Annotated in this window: 15 protein-coding genes; 10 read left to right on the top strand and 5 right to left on the bottom strand. The window is 71.7% G+C overall.

Going from position 1 to position 17,298, the window contains the following annotated elements:
• The first annotated feature begins 223 nt into the window (after nucleotides 1-223).
• The 6 genes from ACOBQB_RS31145 (at nucleotide 224) to ACOBQB_RS31170 (ending at nucleotide 7,457) form a co-directional block, all read left to right on the top strand.
• Complete coding sequence (locus tag ACOBQB_RS31145) at nucleotides 224-979, top strand: redox-sensing transcriptional repressor Rex (protein WP_423596403.1); 756 nt, start codon at nucleotides 224-226, stop codon at nucleotides 977-979.
• Entirely contained in the window at nucleotides 976-2,730 is a 1,755-nt protein-coding gene (locus ACOBQB_RS31150; protein ID WP_423596405.1) for a glutamyl-tRNA reductase, read from the top strand. The genes ACOBQB_RS31145 and ACOBQB_RS31150 overlap by 4 nt, the downstream gene beginning before the upstream one ends.
• Nucleotides 2,727-3,686 carry a hydroxymethylbilane synthase gene (hemC, locus tag ACOBQB_RS31155; protein ID WP_423596407.1) on the top strand — a complete coding sequence of 320 codons (960 nt, stop codon included), beginning with the start codon at nucleotides 2,727-2,729 and terminating at the stop codon, nucleotides 3,684-3,686. Before ACOBQB_RS31150 ends, hemC begins: the two co-directional genes overlap by 4 nt.
• A complete protein-coding gene (locus ACOBQB_RS31160; protein ID WP_423596409.1) occupies nucleotides 3,683-5,341 on the top strand; it encodes a uroporphyrinogen-III synthase in 1,659 nt (552 codons plus the stop codon). Before hemC ends, ACOBQB_RS31160 begins: the two co-directional genes overlap by 4 nt.
• A 68-nt stretch (nucleotides 5,342-5,409) precedes the next feature.
• Nucleotides 5,410-6,399, top strand: coding sequence for a porphobilinogen synthase (hemB, locus tag ACOBQB_RS31165; RefSeq protein ID WP_423596411.1), 990 nt, complete (start codon nucleotides 5,410-5,412; stop codon nucleotides 6,397-6,399).
• Nucleotides 6,400-6,479: 80 nt separating this feature from the next.
• Nucleotides 6,480-7,457, top strand: coding sequence for a zinc-binding dehydrogenase (locus ACOBQB_RS31170; RefSeq protein WP_423596413.1), 978 nt, complete (start codon nucleotides 6,480-6,482; stop codon nucleotides 7,455-7,457).
• A 6-nt stretch (nucleotides 7,458-7,463) separates the two neighbouring features.
• Here the strand turns inward: ACOBQB_RS31170 and istB are convergent, their stop codons facing one another.
• The 3 genes from istB to ACOBQB_RS31185 form a co-directional block, all read right to left on the bottom strand.
• Nucleotides 7,464-8,654 carry an IS21-like element helper ATPase IstB gene (istB, locus tag ACOBQB_RS31175; RefSeq protein ID WP_423596415.1) on the bottom strand — a complete coding sequence of 397 codons (1,191 nt, stop codon included), beginning with the start codon at nucleotides 8,652-8,654 and terminating at the stop codon, nucleotides 7,464-7,466.
• Between the two features lie 140 nt (nucleotides 8,655-8,794).
• Entirely contained in the window at nucleotides 8,795-9,361 is a 567-nt protein-coding gene (locus ACOBQB_RS31180) for a hypothetical protein (protein ID WP_423596417.1), read from the bottom strand.
• A gap of 63 nt (nucleotides 9,362-9,424) precedes the next feature.
• The gene (locus ACOBQB_RS31185) at nucleotides 9,425-9,643 is read right to left on the bottom strand and encodes a hypothetical protein (RefSeq protein ID WP_423596419.1); all 219 of its coding nucleotides are present in this window, start codon (nucleotides 9,641-9,643) and stop codon (nucleotides 9,425-9,427) included.
• Nucleotides 9,644-10,040: 397 nt separating this feature from the next.
• On the opposite strand from ACOBQB_RS31185, the gene ACOBQB_RS31190 reads away from it, so the two are divergent.
• A complete protein-coding gene (locus ACOBQB_RS31190; protein ID WP_423596421.1) occupies nucleotides 10,041-11,345 on the top strand; it encodes a helix-turn-helix domain-containing protein in 1,305 nt (434 codons plus the stop codon).
• A gap of 104 nt (nucleotides 11,346-11,449) precedes the next feature.
• Nucleotides 11,450-12,658, top strand: coding sequence for a PLP-dependent aminotransferase family protein (locus ACOBQB_RS31195; protein WP_423596423.1), 1,209 nt, complete (start codon nucleotides 11,450-11,452; stop codon nucleotides 12,656-12,658).
• Between the two features lie 9 nt (nucleotides 12,659-12,667).
• Here ACOBQB_RS31195 and argS read toward each other — a convergent pair whose 3' ends face one another.
• The gene (argS, locus tag ACOBQB_RS31200; protein WP_423596425.1) at nucleotides 12,668-14,425 is read right to left on the bottom strand and encodes an arginine--tRNA ligase; all 1,758 of its coding nucleotides are present in this window, start codon (nucleotides 14,423-14,425) and stop codon (nucleotides 12,668-12,670) included.
• A gap of 163 nt (nucleotides 14,426-14,588) precedes the next feature.
• Here argS and lysS point away from each other — a divergent pair, with 163 nt between their 5' ends.
• Together lysS and ACOBQB_RS31210 are read left to right on the top strand one after the other, a co-directional pair.
• Nucleotides 14,589-16,382, top strand: a complete 1,794-nt coding sequence (gene lysS / locus ACOBQB_RS31205) for a lysine--tRNA ligase (protein ID WP_423598880.1) — start codon at nucleotides 14,589-14,591, stop codon at nucleotides 16,380-16,382.
• Between the two features lie 134 nt (nucleotides 16,383-16,516).
• On the top strand, nucleotides 16,517-16,714 hold the full coding sequence (locus tag ACOBQB_RS31210) for a hypothetical protein (RefSeq protein WP_423596427.1): 198 nt from the start codon (nucleotides 16,517-16,519) through the stop codon (nucleotides 16,712-16,714).
• A 38-nt stretch (nucleotides 16,715-16,752) separates the two neighbouring features.
• On the opposite strand, the gene ACOBQB_RS31215 is transcribed toward ACOBQB_RS31210, so the two are convergent.
• Nucleotides 16,753-17,223, bottom strand: a complete 471-nt coding sequence (locus ACOBQB_RS31215) for a hypothetical protein (protein WP_423596429.1) — start codon at nucleotides 17,221-17,223, stop codon at nucleotides 16,753-16,755.
• Nucleotides 17,224-17,298 lie beyond the last annotated feature (75 nt).

The raw sequence follows: 17,298 nt of genomic DNA on the forward strand, positions 1-17,298 counted from the left end.
ATCGTGAGGAGAGTGTGCGGTTTTGCCCCCATCCAGTGAGCAACGGCGCCGCCCGCGTATCGGTTCCACGATCGTGCGCCGGGGGCGCGTGACCCCGGTCACGTTGGCCGGGCAAATCGGACACAATCTTTGTGCACGCGTTCACAAAGACATAGCCTGCATTCGACGGGGCGGTCTGGGGACGAGTGACCGCCTACAGCCCCGCTCTACCCGCAGGAGCACCGTGGCAACTGGCCGAACTCACCGACCGGCGACCCGCAGCCGAGGGATTCCCGAGGCCACCGTCGCCAGGCTTCCGCTGTACCTCCGAGCCCTCACCGCACTGTCGGAGCGCTCGGTGCCCACGGTCTCCTCCGAGGAGCTCGCGGCCGCCGCGGGAGTCAACTCCGCGAAGCTGCGCAAGGACTTCTCGTACCTCGGTTCGTACGGGACGCGAGGCGTCGGCTATGACGTCGAGTATCTCGTCTACCAGATCTCCCGTGAACTGGGTCTGACCCAGGACTGGCCGGTTGTCATCGTCGGCATCGGTAACCTCGGGGCCGCGCTGGCCAACTACGGCGGGTTCGCCTCGCGTGGTTTCCGGGTCGCGGCGCTCATCGACGCCGATCCGGCAATGGCCGGAAAGCCTGTCGCCGGGATGCCCGTGCAGCACACCGACGACCTTGAGCGGATCATCGAGGACAACGGCGTCTCCATCGGCGTCATCGCCACCCCGGCCGGCGCCGCCCAGCAGGTCTGCGAGCGGCTCGTCGCCGCCGGTGTGACCTCGATCCTGAACTTCGCGCCGACCGTGCTCTCCGTGCCGGACGGCGTCGACGTGCGCAAGGTCGATCTCTCCATCGAGTTGCAGATCCTCGCCTTCCACGAGCAGCGCAAGGCCGGTGAGGAGGCCGCCGCCGACGACGTCGTGCCGCCCGCCGCCGCCAAGCCGCACCGCAAGGGACCCGACGGGGACGTTCCCGCCGTGATGCCGGCATGAGCCTCCTGGTCGTAGGGCTGAGCCATCGCAGCGCTCCGGTGAGCGTCCTGGAGCGGGCCGCGCTGCCCGCGGACGCGCAGGCCAAGCTGCTGCACGACAGCGTCGCCGCCGAGCCCGCCGCCGAGGCGGCCGTGCTCGCCACGTGCAACCGCATCGAGCTGTACGCCGACGTCGACAAGTTCCACGCCGGTGTCGCCGAGCTGTCGACGCTGCTCGCGCAGCACAGCGGCGTGGGCCTGGAAGAGCTCACCCCTTATCTGTACGTGCACTACGAGGACCGCGCCGTCCACCACCTCTTCTCGGTGGCGTGCGGGCTCGACTCGATGGTGGTCGGCGAGGGGCAGATCCTCGGGCAGATCAAGGACGCCCTCGCGCGCGCCCAAGAGCTGCACACCGCGGGCCGTCTCCTCAACGACTTGTTCCAGCAGGCCCTGAGGGTCGGCAAGCGCGCGCACTCCGAGACCGGCATCGACCGGGCGGGGCAGTCGCTCGTCACCTTCGGCCTCGAACAGCTCGCCGTACGTATGTCCGTCGAGACCTGGGCCAAGGGCAAGCGCGCCCTGGTGATCGGCGCGGGCTCCATGTCCTCGCTCGCCGCGGCGACGCTCGCGCGGGCCGGGGTCGAGGAGATCGTGGTCGCCAACCGCACGCTGGAGCGTGCCGAGCGGCTGGCGGAGATCCTGGGCGAGCAGGGCGGCACGGGCGTGAGCGCGCGGGCCGTACCGATGGATCAGGTGGCCCACGAACTGACACGTGCCGATGTGGCGGTGTCCTGCACCGGCGCGACCGGTCTCGTGCTGACGGCGGACTCCGTCGTGGCGGCCGTCGAGGGGCGCGTCCCCGCGGACGGCCGCCCCGGTGACGTACCGGCGCAGACCAGGAGCGGTTCCGCCGTGCAGGCCGCGCAGCCCGCCGCGGCCGACGACGGCTGCCCCGTCGACCTCACCGCCCCGCGTGGCTTCTCCGTCGCGGGCGAGGCCGCCGTCGCCGGCATGGACGCCGCGTCCCTGGAGCAGCACGCCGCGTGGGTGGACAACGCCCCGGCCGAGCGGCGCGAAGTCCACCACAAGCCGGTCGATCCGCGGGCCGAGGCGGACGCCATCGCCGCGCTGGTGGCCGCCGCGCGCGTCACCGGACGCCTGCCGGAGCGGCGCAAGCCCGTGTCCTCGGCGGGTGCGGCCCGCCCGGCCGTGCTCGCGCTGCTCGACCTGGCCATGCCCCGTGACATCGACGCCGCCGTGCACCGCGTCCCCGGCGTACGGCTGGTCGACATCGAGTCGCTGGCCGAGGCCTCCGCCGACGCGCCCATGGCCGCGGACGTCGAGCAGGTGCGCGGCATAGTCTCCGACGAGGTCGCCGCCTTCGGCGCCGCGCAGCGGGCCGCGCACATCACGCCGACCGTGGTCGCCCTGCGCACCATGGCCGCCGACGTGGTGGCGAGCGAGATCGCGCGGCTCGACGGACGGCTGCCGGGGCTTGAGGACAAGCAACGCGCGGAGATCACGCAGACCGTGCGCCGCGTCGTGGACAAGCTGCTGCACGCGCCGACGGTGCGGGTCAAGCAGCTGGCCGGCGAGCCGGGCGGCGCCGGGTACGCGGACGCGCTGCGCACGCTCTTCGACCTCGACCCGCAGACGGTCGCGTCGGTCAGCCGTGCCGACCACTTGAACAACGCGAACAACGCGAACAGCAAGAACAACGCGAACGACACGAACCACGAGAACCACGAACCGAATAGAGGCCGGGCATGACCGAGAGGGCTCTGAGGCTCGGGACCAGGCGCAGCAAGCTGGCCATGGCCCAGTCGGGCCAAGTCGCTGAAGCGGTACGGCAGTTGACCGGCCGCCCCGTCGAGCTCGTGGAGATCACGACGTACGGCGACACCTCGCGCGAGCACCTGGCGCAGATCGGCGGCACCGGCGTCTTCGTCGCCGCCCTGCGCGAGGCGCTGGTCCGTGACGAGGTGGACTTCGCCGTGCACTCGCTCAAGGACCTGCCCACGGCGCACCCCGCCGAGCTGGTGCTCGCCGCGGTGCCCAAGCGCGAGGATCCCCGCGACGTGCTGATCGCACGCGACGGACTGACCTTCGCCGGGCTCCCCGAGGGCGCCCGCGTCGGCACCGGTTCGCCGCGCCGCATGGCGCAGCTGAACGCCTACGCGCGCAGCCACGGCATGGCCATCCAGACCGTGCCGATCCGGGGGAACATCGACACCCGCATCGGATACGTGCACAAGGGGGAGCTCGACGCCGTCGTGCTCGCCGCCGCCGGACTGAGCCGCATCGGCCGGACCGGCGAGGTGACCGACTTCCTGTCGGTCGACACCGTTCTGCCCGCCCCCGGCCAGGGGGCACTGGCGATCGAGTGTGCCGCGCACAACGCGTCACTCGCCGCCGCGCTCGCCGAGCTCGACGACCCGTTCACCCGGGTCGCCGTCACCGCCGAGCGGTCCCTGCTCGCCGCCCTGGAAGCCGGTTGCAGCGCGCCCGTGGGCGCGCTGGCCGACTTGCTGGCCGACGGGCAGATTGTCAAGGAGATGCGCCTGCGCGGTGTCGTCGGTACGCCCGACGGCTCGACGCTGGTGCAGCTGTCCACCACCGGTCCCGTGCCCGAGACGGAGACCCAAGCCATGGCGCTGGGCCGCGAACTCGCGGTCGAGATGCTCGCCAAGGGCGCGGCCGGTCTGATGGGGGAGCGAGCACTTTGAGCCCCACCTCGAACCTTCCCGGCACTCCCGCACACGGGCACGTCACCTTCCTCGGTGCCGGACCCGGAGATCCGGGACTGCTGACCCTGCGCGCCGTCGAGGCGCTGGCCCGAGCGGATGTGCTGATCGCCGAGCCGGATGTACTCGACGTCGTCCGTGTGCATGCCAGGGGAGGTGTGGACACACCTGGGCCGACGGGCGCTGACGAGGCGTCAACGACCGCGGACACGGCGACTTTCCGAGTCGCCACCAATCTTGTCATGGAGGCCGCGAGGGGTGGCAGGCGGGTCGTGCGCGCGGTCAGCGGCGACCCCGGCCTCGACACGCACGCGGCGGAGGAGATGCTCGCCTGCGCCGCCGAGGGGATCTCCTTCGAGGTCGTGCCGGGCGTCGCGGCGGCGGTCGGTGTGCCCGCGTACGCCGGTGTGCCGCTGCGTGACGCGCAGGGCGCGGACGTCCGTTTCATCGACGCCCGCTCGGCGTCGGACCGCTGCTGGAGCGAGGTCGGCGCGTCCGACGGCACCGCGGTGGTCTCCACGTCGCTGGACTCCGTCGCGGCGGCCGCGGGCGAGCTGGTGGCCGCCGGCCGCAAGCCGGACACCCCGATGACCGTGACCGTCGCCGGTACGACGACGCGCCAGCGCACCTGGAACGCGACGCTCGGCACCATCGCGCAGGTCCTCAAGCAGGCGAAGGTGCTGCCCTCGCCCGACGGGGGCCGGCCCGTCATAGCCGTGGTCGGCGAGCGTTCCGCCGCCGCCCAGCGCGACCAGCTGTCGTGGTTCGAGTCGAAGCCCCTCTTCGGCTGGCGGGTGCTCGTACCGCGGACGAAGGAGCAGGCGGCCTCGCTCTCCGACCAGCTGCGCTCCTACGGCGCGGTGCCGCACGAGGTGCCGACCATCGCCGTCGAGCCGCCGCGCACGCCCCAGCAGATGGAGCGCGCGGTCAAGGGCCTGGTCACCGGGCGGTACGAGTGGATCGCCTTCACGTCCGTCAACGCCGTCAAGGCGGTGCGGGAGAAGTTCGAGGAGTACGGGCTCGACGCGCGCGCCTTCGCCGGTATCAAGGTCGCGGCCGTCGGTGAGCAGACCGCCGCCGCGCTGATCGCCTTCGGTGTGAAGCCGGACCTGGTGCCGAGCGGTGAGCAGTCGGCCGCGGGGCTCCTGGAGGACTGGCCGCCGTACGACCCGGTCTTCGACCCGATCGACCGCGTCTTCCTGCCGCGGGCCGACATCGCCACCGAGACGCTGGTCGCGGGCCTGATCGACCTGGGCTGGGAGGTGGACGACGTCACCGCCTACCGGACCGTGCGCGCCTCGCCGCCGCCGGCCGAGACGCGGGAGGCGATCAAGGGCGGCGGCTTCGACGCCGTGCTGTTCACGTCGTCCTCCACCGTGCGCAACCTCGTCGGCATCGCGGGCAAGCCGCACAACGTGACGGTGATCGCGTGCATCGGTCCCGCCACGGCGAAGACCGCGGAGGAGCACGGGCTGCGGGTGGACGTGATGGCTCCCGAGCCGTCGGTCCATCAGCTGGCGCAGGCGCTGGCGGACTTCGGTGCGCGGCGGCGGGCCGCGGCGCTGGACGCCGGGGACCCGGTGACACGCCCGAGTGAGCGGCGGCCCGGTTCGCGTCGGCGCCGCACCGCGCCGTAGGTTCTTGTGGGCGGGCCTCCGGGTCCGCCCACAACGACATCAGCAGCGCACGAATCCAGGTGACGTCAGTGACGAAGTACGGATCTTTCCCCGGGACGCGGCCGCGGCGGCTGCGGACGACGCCGGCCATGCGGCGCATGGTCGCCGAGACGCGGCTGCATCCGGCCGACCTGATCCTGCCCGCGTTCGTGCGCGAGGGGGTCAGCGCCCCGGTCGAGATCGGGTCGATGCCCGGCGTCGTCCAGCACACGCGCGACACCCTGAAGAAGGCGGCCGTCGAGGCGCTGGAGGCCGGGGTCTCGGGGATCATGCTCTTCGGTGTGCCGGAGGAGTCCAAGAAGGACGCCGCGGGCACGCCGGGCACGGACCCGGACGGGATTCTCCAGGTCGCGATCCGCGACGTGCGGGCCGAGGTGGGCGACGAGCTGATCGTCATGTCGGACCTGTGCCTGGACGAGACCACCGACCACGGGCACTGCGGTGTCCTGGACGCCGAGGGCCGCGTCGACAACGACGCGACGCTTGAGCGGTACGCGGAGATGGCGCAGGTCCAGGCCGACGCGGGCGCCCATGTGGTGGGCCCGAGCGGCATGATGGACGGTCAGGTCGGCGTCGTCCGGGACGCGTTGGACCAGGTCGGCCACGAGGACGTGTCGATCCTCGCGTACACCGCGAAGTACTCCTCGGCGTTCTACGGCCCGTTCCGCGAGGCCGTCGGGTCGTCCCTGAAGGGCGACCGCAAGACGTACCAGCAGGACCCGGCCAACAGCCGTGAGTCGCTGCGGGAGCTGGCGCTCGACCTGGAGGAGGGCGCCGACATGGTGATGGTCAAGCCGGCCGGTCCCTACCTCGACATCCTCGTGAAGGTCGCCGAGTCGGTGGACGTGCCGGTGGCGGCGTACCAGATCAGCGGCGAGTACGCGATGATCGAGGCCGCCGCCGAGCGGGGCTGGATCGACCGCGACCGGGCGATCATGGAGTCGCTGACGGGGATCAAGCGCGCGGGCGCGAACATGATCCTCACGTACTGGGCGACCGAGGTGGCGCGGCAGCTGTAGCGCCTTGACCTCAACCGGAGTTGAGGTCGCAGGGTGGTGTGCAGAGGGGCCCGGGGAGGGCCCCGTCCGAGGAGGACGAGATGCACGCCGTTGTTCTGCACGCGTTCGGGCCCGCCGGGAATCTGCGGTACGAGACCTGGCCGGACCCCGTCGCGGGCCCCGGCCAGGTGCGGATCGCCGTGGCCGCGGCCGGGGCGCACTTCGTCGAGACCGTGATGCGGGCGGGGGAGGCCTCCGACAAGGCGCCGCCGCTGCCCGAGCTTCCCGCGGTCTTCGGCGGCGAGGTCGCGGGCGTCGTCGACGCGGTCGGCCCCGACGTCGACGCGTCCTGGCTCGGCCTGCCCGTGGTGACCTCGCACGGTTCGCCCGGCGGGTACGCCGAGCTGGCGGTCGCCCCCGTCGGCGAGCTGCACGCCGTGCCGGACGGGCTCGGCTTCGAGGGCGCCGTGACCATGGTGATGACGGGCGCCACGACCATGGGCCTGCTCGGCATCGCGCGACTCCGGCCGGACGACGTGGTGTTGGTGACGTCGGCCGCCGGGGGTGTGGGGCGGCTCGTCGTGCAGTACGCGCACGCCCTGGGCGCCACGGTCGTCGGGGCGGCGGGCGGCCCCGGCAAGGTCGATGCGGTGCGGGCGCTCGGCGCGGCGGTCGCCGTGGACTACAACGTGCCGGGGTGGGCCGACTCGGTCCGTGCACAGCTCGGCGGGCGCGCGGTCACCGCCGTGCTGGACGGCGTCGGGGGCGAGAAAGCGGCCGCCGCCTTCGAGTTGATCGGCGAGGGCGGGCGGTACATCGTCATCGGCTGGGCCTCGCAGGAGGCGTTCGAGCCGGCACCGGAGGTCCTCGCCGGGCGCGGCATCTCGTACGTCAATGCCCTGATGGAGCTGATCGGGCGCCCCGAGGAGGGGCCCGCGCGGGAGCGGGAGGCTCTGGAAGCCGCCGCCAAGGGGGAGTTGGTGCCCTCCTGGCAGGCGTTCCCGCTGGCGCGGGCGGCGGCGGCGCATGCGGCGATGGAGCGGCGGGAGACCACGGGCAAGGTGGTCCTCATCCCCTAGGCCGTGTCAGAAGGCGGGCGGTGCGGCGCCTTCGAGGCGGCGTGTGCGGTAGCTGTCGGCGTCGAGGGTGATGACGTCCGCGTGGTGGGCCAGCCGGTCCACCGTGGCGGACGCCGTCGCGCTGTCGCCGAAGACCTCGTCCCAGCGGGCCAGCGGAAGGCTGCCGGTGACGATCAGCGAGGCGCGTTCGTAGCGGTGCGAGACGAGCTGGAAGAGGAGACGGGCGGCCTCGGGTTCGAACGGCACGTAACCGACCTCGTCCACGACGAGCACCGGGTACGCGTCGAGGCGGGTCAGCTCCTCGCGCAGCCGCCCCGCGGCCTTGGCCGCCGCGAGCCGGGTGCCCCACTCGGCGGCGGTCGCGAACAGCACCTGGTGACCGGCCTGGCAGGCCCGTACGCCGAGGGCGACCGCCAGGTGCGTCTTGCCGGTGCCGGGGCCGCCGAGGAGCACCACGTTCGCTTTGCGGGTGACGAAGTCGACCTTCCCCAGTCGGGTGATCACCTGGGGTTCGGGCGCCCTCAGATGCCCCTCGTCGAACATCTCCAGGAGCTTCCGGGACGGGAACCCGGCGGCCGCGATGCGCTGCTCGGCGCCGCTCCTCGGCCCCGCCGCCTCCCCGTCGTCGTCGGCCGCCCCGCGGCTCCGCTGGGCGGGGATGACCACGGCCGGGGGATCCTCCTTCACGGTGCGCGCCCTGGCCTCGTGCGCCGCCATGGGGCCGGACATGTAGGCGAGGATCGCCGCGGAGGCGATGAACGCCATGTGGATGACCGTTCCCCACAGCAGGTCGTGCCGGGGCGTGTGGTGCACGTCGACGAACATCTGGAGCAGGTGCACCGACGAGATGCCCACGATGGCGGTGGCCAGCTTGACCTTCAGCACGTTGGAATTGACGTGCGACAGCCACTCGGGCTGGTCGCGGTGGCCTTGCAGACCGATGCGCGAGACGAACGTCTCGTACCCGCCGACGATCACCATGATCAGCAGATTGGCGATCATCACCACGTCGACGAGCTTGAGGACGGCGAGCATGACGTGCGTCTCGTCCGCGTGTCCGCTGATGACGTGGTGGATGAGGTGCCACAACTCGTTGAAGAACTTGTAGACGTACACGCCCTGCGCGGCCACCAGGCCGAAATACAGGGGCGCTTGGAGCCAGCGGGTCGCGAAGAGCGCGCACCCCAGCGTGGTCATGTTCGAGGGGGGTGAGACGGGGCGGGACACGAGACCTCCAACGGCCGTGAGGTTCGCCATTGTTGTGGACCGCGGCCGACAATCTGAATTCGCGCCACCCGTTGGGGTTAATAGAAATCCAGTCGGACCGGTCCCCCTCCTCAGTCCTTCCTGATCAGCGTGACGAGGCGGGAGAGGCCGTCGGTGGCGTACCCCTCCTCGACCGAGCGGTCCAGGAGGTCCTGGAGCGGCTTGAACAGGTCACCGCGCAGGCCCTGTTGGTCGAAGGCCGACAGGAAGTTGGGGAGCGCGGCCTGGTTGATGGCCAGGGACGACACGTCCGTCAGGTGCTGCCCGGAGTCGACCGCCTCGGCCATGCCGGGCACCAGCCCTTCCGTCATGGCGCCGACCCAGTCCTTGAGCAGCGGCGCGAACTCGCGTGCGGGGACGCCTCCGCTGCCGATCAGGGCGTACGCCTGGGCGACGCCCATCACCAGGCCGTACATGCCGGTGAGCAGGGAGAGGTCGTACAGCGCGGCGGCGCCCGGGTCCTTGCCGACCCACTTGGTGTCCGCGAGGGCGGCCAACGTGGGGCGGTGCGTCTCGTACGCCTCCTCGTCGGTGCCGCTGTGGAGGATGTACGCGGCGGGTGTCGCGATCATCTGCGGGACGGCCATGATGCCGCCGTCGAGGTACGTGATGCCGTGGGCGGCGGCCCGCTCCGCCAACTCCCTTGCCTGGGCCGGGGTTCCCTAATTGGTGCGGTACTTACCTTTTGGTGTGTGAGCTGGTCAGCGGTCCAGTCCAGGCAGCACCTGGTTGTCGTACCAGGACAGAGCGATGGCCTCACGCTCCGGGTCCATGTACTCCTCGGCCCACCTCGGGACCAGGCCGAACTCCGGCGTGTTCTCCGGCGCGGCGGTCAACACCCCTCTGGCGTCCAGGATTGCACTCGTGCGGACCCGTACGAATCCGGTGCACGGGTGCGCGCACAGCCCCATGACGGCCACGGAGCGTCACCGACGTCCCGAGAATCGGAAACCGGTCGGACTCCGGCGGGGGTCGCCGTGCCCTCGTCGCGGAGGCCGATGCCGTCGCTGCTCGCGCACGCCGTCACGGACAGGGTCGCGAGCACGATCGCGGTGGCGGCGATGAGGCGGACGGTGAGGTCCGAACGGGGCTCGGTGCTGGGGGACATGGCTGGGTCCTTGGCGTCGTGCGGACGGGGGCGTGTCCGCCTAGGCGGTCGGCGGGAGCGGCGTGCTTGGATGGCCTCAGCTTGTGCGGCGGGGTGTCCCGGTCGCCAGAGGCGGCGGGGAACGGGGGACGCTGGAACACCCGCACCGGCTTTGACCTGGGGGGATGACCTCGCCCTGGAACGCGGTACTGGAATGGGGAGGACGGCACATGGGTTCGCTCGCGGAGCTGCTGCGGGAGCTCAAGGGGCGGTCGGGGCTCAGCTACGGGGTGTTGGCCAAGCGGTTGCACATGAGTACGTCGACGCTGCACCGGTACTGCAACGGCGACGCGGTGCCGGTGGACTTCGCGCCCGTGGAGCGGTTCGCGCGCCTCTGCAAGGCCTCGCCCGAGGAGCTGGTCGAGGTCCATCGGCGGTGGATCCTGGCGGACGCCGCGCGCGGGCGTAAGGCGGGCCCGGAGGGGTTGGCGGCAGCCCCCGGGGCCGTGCCGTCAGGACTTGAGCGGCCGGAGCCGGAGCCAGAACCGGAGCCGGCGCCAGCGCGAGAGCCGGAACCGGCGCCGGAGGCCGAGCGAGGCAAGCGGCGCCGGGTCGTCGCCATCGGTGCCGCCGTCGCCCTCGTCGTCGGTGCCGGTTCCGTCGCCCTCGCGCTGAACGGCGACGACGACGGCGGCGGGCACAAGCGCACCGCGGGCGCCTCTACGCCGGTCAGCCCGAGCGCCTCCCCGGGGGACCCGTCCGGCAAGGGCGGACGCGAGGACACCGCCGACGACCGAGAGAAGAAGAAAGGCAAGCCCTCCTCCGCGCCCTCCGGCAAGGGCAAGGGCAAGGGCGGCCCCGAGCGGCCCCGCGCCTCCCAGGGCGTCGGCAAGGGCGCCGCGGCGGCGGGCGAGGGCCGGAGCGACGACCTCGGGGCGCCGATCACCGCCCGGACCAGGCCGTACGTATATGAAAGCCCGTGCAGCCAGCGCTTCTTGGTCAACCGGAAGCCGAACCAGGTGCCCGAGCCGCCGGCCGTCGAGCAGGACGCCCCCGGCTGGGCCGCCGACCTCGGCGCGGTCTCGGCCGGCGAACAGCTCGTCGAGGTCACCGTGCAGGGCCTGGGCAAGGACACCGTCGTACTCCAGGGCATGCACGTCCGCGTCCAGAGCACCAGTTCGCCGCTGGCCTGGAACGACTTCCAGATGGGCGTCGGCTGCGGCGGCAACGTCTCCACCAAGTCGTTCGCCGTCGACCTCGACGACGGGACACCGACTCTCGCGCCCGAGGCGGGGCAGCGGAACTTCCCGTACAAGGTGAGCGAGAGCGATCCCGAGGTGTTCTACGTCAAGGCGAGCACCGAGGCGCACGACGTCCGCTGGTACCTGGAGCTGGAGTGGTCGAGCGGCAAACGGCACAACGTGCTCCGCATCGATGACCAGGGCAAGCCGTTCCGCACCAGCGGCAACGAAGGGCGCCCCACGTACGCCTGGCCGCTCGGCGGCGCCAAGTGGGGGGTCCCGCTCGGCAGTTGAGCATGTGCGCGAGCACCGCGTCCGCATCCCGGAATGGCGGGTGTAAGCGGCACGTACATGTTTAGGGTGCGGGCACAGTCGTCCGAGCCGAAGGAGTCACCGCCGTGACCGTCACCGAGCCAGCCCGCACCGCCGCCCCCCTGCCGCCGCTCGCCGCGCGCGCCGCCGCGGTCGGGGGCTCGCCGGTACGGGACATCCTCGCGGTCACCGCGCGGCCCGAGGTCATCAACTTCGCGGGCGGCCTGCCCGCCCCCGGCCTCTTCGACAGGGAGGGCATCGCGGCCGCGTTCCGCGCGGTGCTCGAAGAGACGCCGGAGCGGGCGCTCCAGTACTCGACGACCGAGGGCGAGCCCGCGCTGCGTACCGCCGTCGCCGCGCGCACCACGGCGCGCGGCCTCGCGACCGACGCCGACGACGTGCTGATCACCACCGGGTCGCAGCAGGCGCTCTCGCTCCTCGCGACCGCGCTGATCGAGCCGGGCGACACCGTCCTCGTCGAGAACCCCTGCTACCTCGCGGCGCTCCAGGCCTTCGCCTTCGCGGGCGCGCGCGTGGTGCCCGTGCCGTGCGACGAGGCAGGCATCGACCCCGCCGCCCTCGACCAACTCGTGGCCCTGCACCGGCCGAAGCTGCTCTACACCGTCCCCACCTTCCAGAACCCGACCGGCCGCACTCTCCCGGCGGAGCGGCGCGCCCGGATCGCCGAGATCGCGGGGCGGCGCGGGCTGTGGATCGTGGAGGACGACCCGTACGGGGAGCTGCGCTTCGAGGGCGAGCGGGCGCCGTGGATCGCCACGTACCCGGGGGCCGAGGACCGCACGGTCCTGCTCGGCAGCTTCTCCAAGGTCATGGCGCCGGGCCTGCGGCTCGGCTGGCTGCGGGGGCCCGGGGCGCTGGTGCGGGCCTGCGTCGTCGCCAAGCAGGCGGCGGACCTGCACACGCCGACCGTCAACCAGCTCGCGGCGGCGCGGTACCTCGCCGACTCGGACCTGGACGCCCATGTCGCCCGCGTGGCGGGGGTGTACCGGGAGCGGCGGGACGCGATGCTGGTCGGTCTCGGGGAGGCGTTGCCGGAGGGGGCGAGCTGGATTCGGCCCGAGGGCGGGATGTTCGTGTGGGCGAAGCTGCCGGAGGGGTACGACACGGGGGAGCTGCTGCGGAGTGTCGTCGCGCACGACGTGGCGTACGTGCCGGGGGCGCCGTTCTTCGCGGGGGCGCCGGACGTATCCACCCTGCGGTTGTGCTTCGTGACGCAGTCCCCCGGCGAGATCGCCGAGGGACTGCGGAGGCTCAGGGGCGCGCTGGTGGCGTGACGGGGCCGGTCAGAGGCGCTCGGGGGTCCTGATGCCCAGCAGCGCCATGCCCTGGTGCAGCGTGCGGGCCGTGATGTCGCACAGGAACAGGCGGTTCTCGACGTGCGCCGGGGTGTCCGCCTTCAGGACCGGGCACTTGTCGTAGAACGAGGTGTACAGCGACGCCAGCTGGTAGAGGTACGCGGCCAGCTTGTGCGGCGCGTACTCCGCGGCGGCCTCCGTGACCGTCGCGCCGAACGCGTCCAGGTGCAGGCCCAGCGCCCGCTCCGCCGCGTCGAGCGCCAGCTCCGGGTGGGCCGCGGGCCGCACCTCGCCCGCCTTGCGCAGGATCGACTGGATACGGGCGTACGCGTACTGGAGGTAGACCGACGTGTCGCCGTTCAGGGAGACCATCTGGTCGAGGTCGAACTTGTAGTCGCGGTTGGCCGACGTCGACAGGTCCGCGTACTTCACGGCGCCGATGCCGACCTGGAAGGCCCGCTCCTGGATCTCCTCCTCGGTGAGGTCCCGCGCCTTCTCGCGGACGACCTCCGCGGCGCGCTGCACCGCCTCGTCGAGGAGGTCCTCCAGGCGCACCGTCTCGCCCTCACGCGTCTTGAACGGCTTGCCGTCCGCGCCGAGCACCGTGCCGTAGCCCATGTTGTGGGCGGTGACCTCGTCGTTCAGCCAGCCCATCCGGCGGGCCGCCTCGAAGACCATCTTGAAGTGCAGCGACTGGCGGACGTCCACCACGTACAGCAGGGTCGTGGCGTGCAGGTCGACGACCCTGTTGCGGATCGCCGAGAGGTCGGAGGCCGCGTAACCGAAGCCGCCGTCCGCCTTCTGGACGATCAGCGGGACCGGCTTGTCGTCCTTGCCCTTGATGTCGTCGAAGAACACGACGAGCGCGCCCTCGGAGCGCACCGCGACACCCGACTCCTCCAGGAGCCGCGCCGTCTCGGCCATCATGTCGTTGTACGCGGACTCGCCGACGATCTCCTCGTCGCGGACCTCCATGTCCAGCTTCTCGAAGACCGAGTAGAAGTAGACCTTCGACTCGTCCACGAACCGCTGCCAGAGCTCGCGCGTCTCCTTGTCCCCGGACTGGAGGGCGACGACCCGCTTGCGGGCCCGCTCCTTGAACGCCTCGTCGGCGTCGAAGACCGCGCGCGAGGCCTTGTAGACGCGGTTGAGGTTGCTCATCGCCTGCTCGCCGTCGACCTCGTCGGCCGGGGCCAGTTGGCCGGGGTTCTCGATCAGGTACTGGATGAGCATCCCGAACTGGGTGCCCCAGTCGCCGATGTGGTGGCGGCCGATCGTCTTCTCGCCGGTGAAGTCCAGCATGTGGCGCAGGGCGTCGCCGATGACGGCGGAGCGCAGGTGGCCGACGTGCATCTCCTTGGCCACGTTCGGCTGGGCGTAGTCGATCACCGTCGTGCCCCGGTTCTCGGCGTACGGCACACCGAGCCGCTCGCCGTCCGCCGCCCGCGCCGCGAGGTTCTCCGTGATCGCCTCGTCGGTGACCGTGATGTTCAAAAAGCCGGGCCCGGAGACCTCGATGTCCTTGAACAGCTCGGGGGCGGTGATGCCGGCGACGACCTGCGTGGCCAGCTCCCGCGGGTTGCCCTTGAGCTTCTTGGCGAGCGCCAGGATGCCGTTGGCCTGGAAGTCGGCCCGGTCGCTACGTCGCAGCAGCGGGTCCGCGGCGCCCGCTTCCGGCAGGGCTGCCGAGAGGGCGTCCGCGAGGCGCTGGTGGACGGAGGCGGTGAGGGACGTGACCGGGGCCATGAAGGGGTGCCGTTCTGCTCGGGAGCCTGGACGTGCCGTAGTTGTGAAAACCGAGTATCCCACGCGGTGAAAAGCGGTTTTCGCGGTTACGGGGCGACCTGGGAGAATGGCTGCGTCAAGCGGTACAGCGGTACTCACCTATGAACGTATGAAGCAGAAAGGCGTGCCGATCGTGGCTCAGAGCACTGATACCACCGACTGGGTCTCCCGCTACGCGGACGAGGTCATCGCCGAGTCGGAGCGTCGTGCCCCGGGCGCGAAAGACGATGGCGCCGCCGCGCCGGTGGTCGTCGTCGCCTCGGGTCTCTCCCCGTCCGGGCCGATCCACCTCGGCAACCTCCGCGAGGTCATGACCCCGCACCTCGTCGCCGACGAGATCCGCCGCCGCGGATACGAGGTCCGGCACCTGATCTCCTGGGACGACTACGACCGCTACCGCAAGGTCCCGGCCGGCGTCCCCGGAGTCGACGAGTCCTGGGCCGAGCACATCGGCAAGCCGCTCACCTCGGTGCCCGCCCCGGCCGGATCCGCGTACCCGAACTGGGCCGAGCACTTCAAGGCCGCCATGGCCGAGGCGCTCACCGAGCTCGGTGTCGAGTACGACGGCATCAGCCAGACCGAGCAGTACACCTCGGGTGCCTACCGCGAGCAGATCCTGCACGCGATGAGGCACCGCGGCGACATCGACGCGATCCTCGACCAGTACCGCACGAAGAAGGACCCCGCCAAGGCCGGGCAGGCGGGCAAGGGCGGTGCCAAGCAGCAGAAGCCGGTCGACGAGGCCGAGCTGGAGGCCGCCGAGGGCTCCGGCGCCGCCTCCGAGGACGACGGCAGCGGCGGCAGCGGCGGGTACTACCCGTACAAGCCCTACTGCGGGCAGTGCGAGAAGGACCTGACGACCGTCGTCTCGTACGACGACGAGTCCACCGAGCTGGTCTACACCTGCACGGCGTGCGGCTTCGGCGAGACCGTGAAGCTGAGCGAGTTCAACCGCGGCAAGCTGGTCTGGAAGGTCGACTGGCCCATGCGCTGGGCCTACGAGGGCGTCATCTTCGAGCCGAGCGGTGTGGACCACTCGTCCCCCGGCTCGTCGTTCGTCGTCGGCGGGCAGATCGTGCGGCAGATCTTCGACGGCGTGCAGCCCATCGGGCCCATGTACGCCTTCGTGGGGATCTCGGGCATGGCGAAGATGTCGTCCTCGAAGGGCGGCGTGCCGACCCCGGCCGACGCCCTGAAGATCATGGAGGCGCCGCTGCTGCGCTGGCTGTACGCGCGCCGCAAGCCCAACCAGTCCTTCAAGATCGCCTTCGACCAGGAGATCCAGCGGCTCTACGACGAGTGGGACAAGCTGGAGGCCAAGGTCGCCGACGGTGCCGCGCTGCCCGCCGACGCGTCCGCGCACTCCCGTGCCGTGCGCACCGCCGCTGGTGAGCTGCCGCGCACCCCGCGGCCGATGCCGTACCGGACGCTGGCGTCCGTCGCGGACATCACCGCCGGTGCCGAGGACCAGACGCTGCGCATCCTGAGCGACCTCGACCCGTCGGCGCCGCTGGCCTCGCTCGACGAGGTCCGGCCGCGGCTCGACCGCGCCGAGAACTGGATCACCACCCAGGTCCCGGCCGAGGCCCGCACGGTCGTGCGTGCCGAGCCCGACACCGAGCTGCTGTCCTCGCTGGACGACGAGAGCCGCGAGTCGCTGCGGCTGCTCCTGGAGGGCCTCGACTCGCACTGGTCCCTGGACGGTCTCACCCACCTCGTGTACGGCGTGCCGAAGGTGCGGGCCGGGTTCTCGGCGGACGCGACGGCCAAGGAGCTGCCGCCGGAGATCAAGGTGGCGCAGCGGACGTTCTTCGCGCTGCTGTACCGGCTGCTCGTGACCCGGGAGACCGGGCCGCGCCTGCCCACGCTGCTGCTGGCCGTGGGGGCGGGCCGGGTGCGGAAGCTGTTGGGGGCGTAGCGTTCGGCGACCGGCCGGGCGGGCGGGGACTGTCGTCTCCCGCCCGCCCGGCCGTGCGTCTGCATCCTTTGGGCTACCAGGGGATCCGCCTGAGGCAGGAGGCGACGGCCTGTTTCCTCGATGACCGTGGACGCATGAAGGAAATCATCGCCATCGTCGGATGGGTCGCGGGAATCCAGGGTGCCCTCGGTGCCGCCGGCCGTCTCTTCGGGGACGGGCCCTGGGGGCTGCTGCACCAGTGGTGGGACGTGCCCACGCCCCTGTACGCGGCGCTCTTCGCCGCCGGTGCCGTGCTCGCCGTCTACGGGGAGCTGGGCAAGAGGCGGGCGTGAAGAGCTATGGGTGCGTGGGCGTTACGGACGCGTGAGCGCTACAGGTGGCGTTGGCGGCGTACCGCGAAGAAGAACAGTGCGGCCAGGGCGGCGAGCGAAGCGGCGGCGATGGTGAGGGTCACCGGCGTCCAGCCGTCGGGCTCCGACTCCGGCCCGGCCTTGGCGGCGCACTCGGCGCCGGGGGCCGCGCCGCCCGCCTCGACCCGCACCTTGCCGTTGGTCCGGGCCTCCTCGGGCGGGACCGGCTCGTCGAAACGGAGGGCGTGCTCGCCCGGTTTCGCGTCGCAGCGGACCGTGGCCCGGCCCTGCCAGGAGACCTTTCCGGAAGGGGCCAGTTTCACCGGCCCCGAGAACGCGTCGGAACGGACGGTGACGCGGTGGTCGTCGTCCATCTGGTCCATCAGTTCCGGATTCAGCACGGACAGCGTGACGCGTTCACCGGGCCTCACCGAGCCGGGCGCGACACTGAGTTCACCCTCTCGACCCGCCTGCGCGGCGGCGCTAGTCATGCCTGCCAGGGAAAAGGCGAGGACGAGCGCTCCGGCCGTCGCGGCGGTTTTGTGTGGCATAAGGTGATCTTATCC

Origin of the sequence: Streptomyces sp. G5(2025) (genome assembly GCF_049542075.1) — a bacterium.
In the GTDB taxonomy this organism is placed as follows: domain Bacteria; phylum Actinomycetota; class Actinomycetes; order Streptomycetales; family Streptomycetaceae; genus Streptomyces.

Excerpts from the sequence above, each read along its gene's own strand:
- ACOBQB_RS31150 (WP_423596405.1), top strand. The coding sequence starts at position 976 with ATGAGCCTCCTGGTCGTAGGGCTGAGCCATCGCAGCGCTCCGGTGAGC.
- hemC (WP_423596407.1), top strand. The coding sequence starts at position 2,727 with ATGACCGAGAGGGCTCTGAGGCTCGGGACCAGGCGCAGCAAGCTGGCC.
- ACOBQB_RS31170 (WP_423596413.1), top strand. The coding sequence starts at position 6,480 with ATGCACGCCGTTGTTCTGCACGCGTTCGGGCCCGCCGGGAATCTGCGG.
- istB (WP_423596415.1), bottom strand. The coding sequence starts at position 8,654 with ATGACCACGCTGGGGTGCGCGCTCTTCGCGACCCGCTGGCTCCAAGCG.
- ACOBQB_RS31190 (WP_423596421.1), top strand. The coding sequence starts at position 10,041 with ATGGGTTCGCTCGCGGAGCTGCTGCGGGAGCTCAAGGGGCGGTCGGGG.
- argS (WP_423596425.1), bottom strand. The coding sequence starts at position 14,425 with ATGGCCCCGGTCACGTCCCTCACCGCCTCCGTCCACCAGCGCCTCGCG.
- ACOBQB_RS31210 (WP_423596427.1), top strand. The coding sequence starts at position 16,517 with ATGAAGGAAATCATCGCCATCGTCGGATGGGTCGCGGGAATCCAGGGT.
- ACOBQB_RS31215 (WP_423596429.1), bottom strand. The coding sequence starts at position 17,223 with ATGACTAGCGCCGCCGCGCAGGCGGGTCGAGAGGGTGAACTCAGTGTC.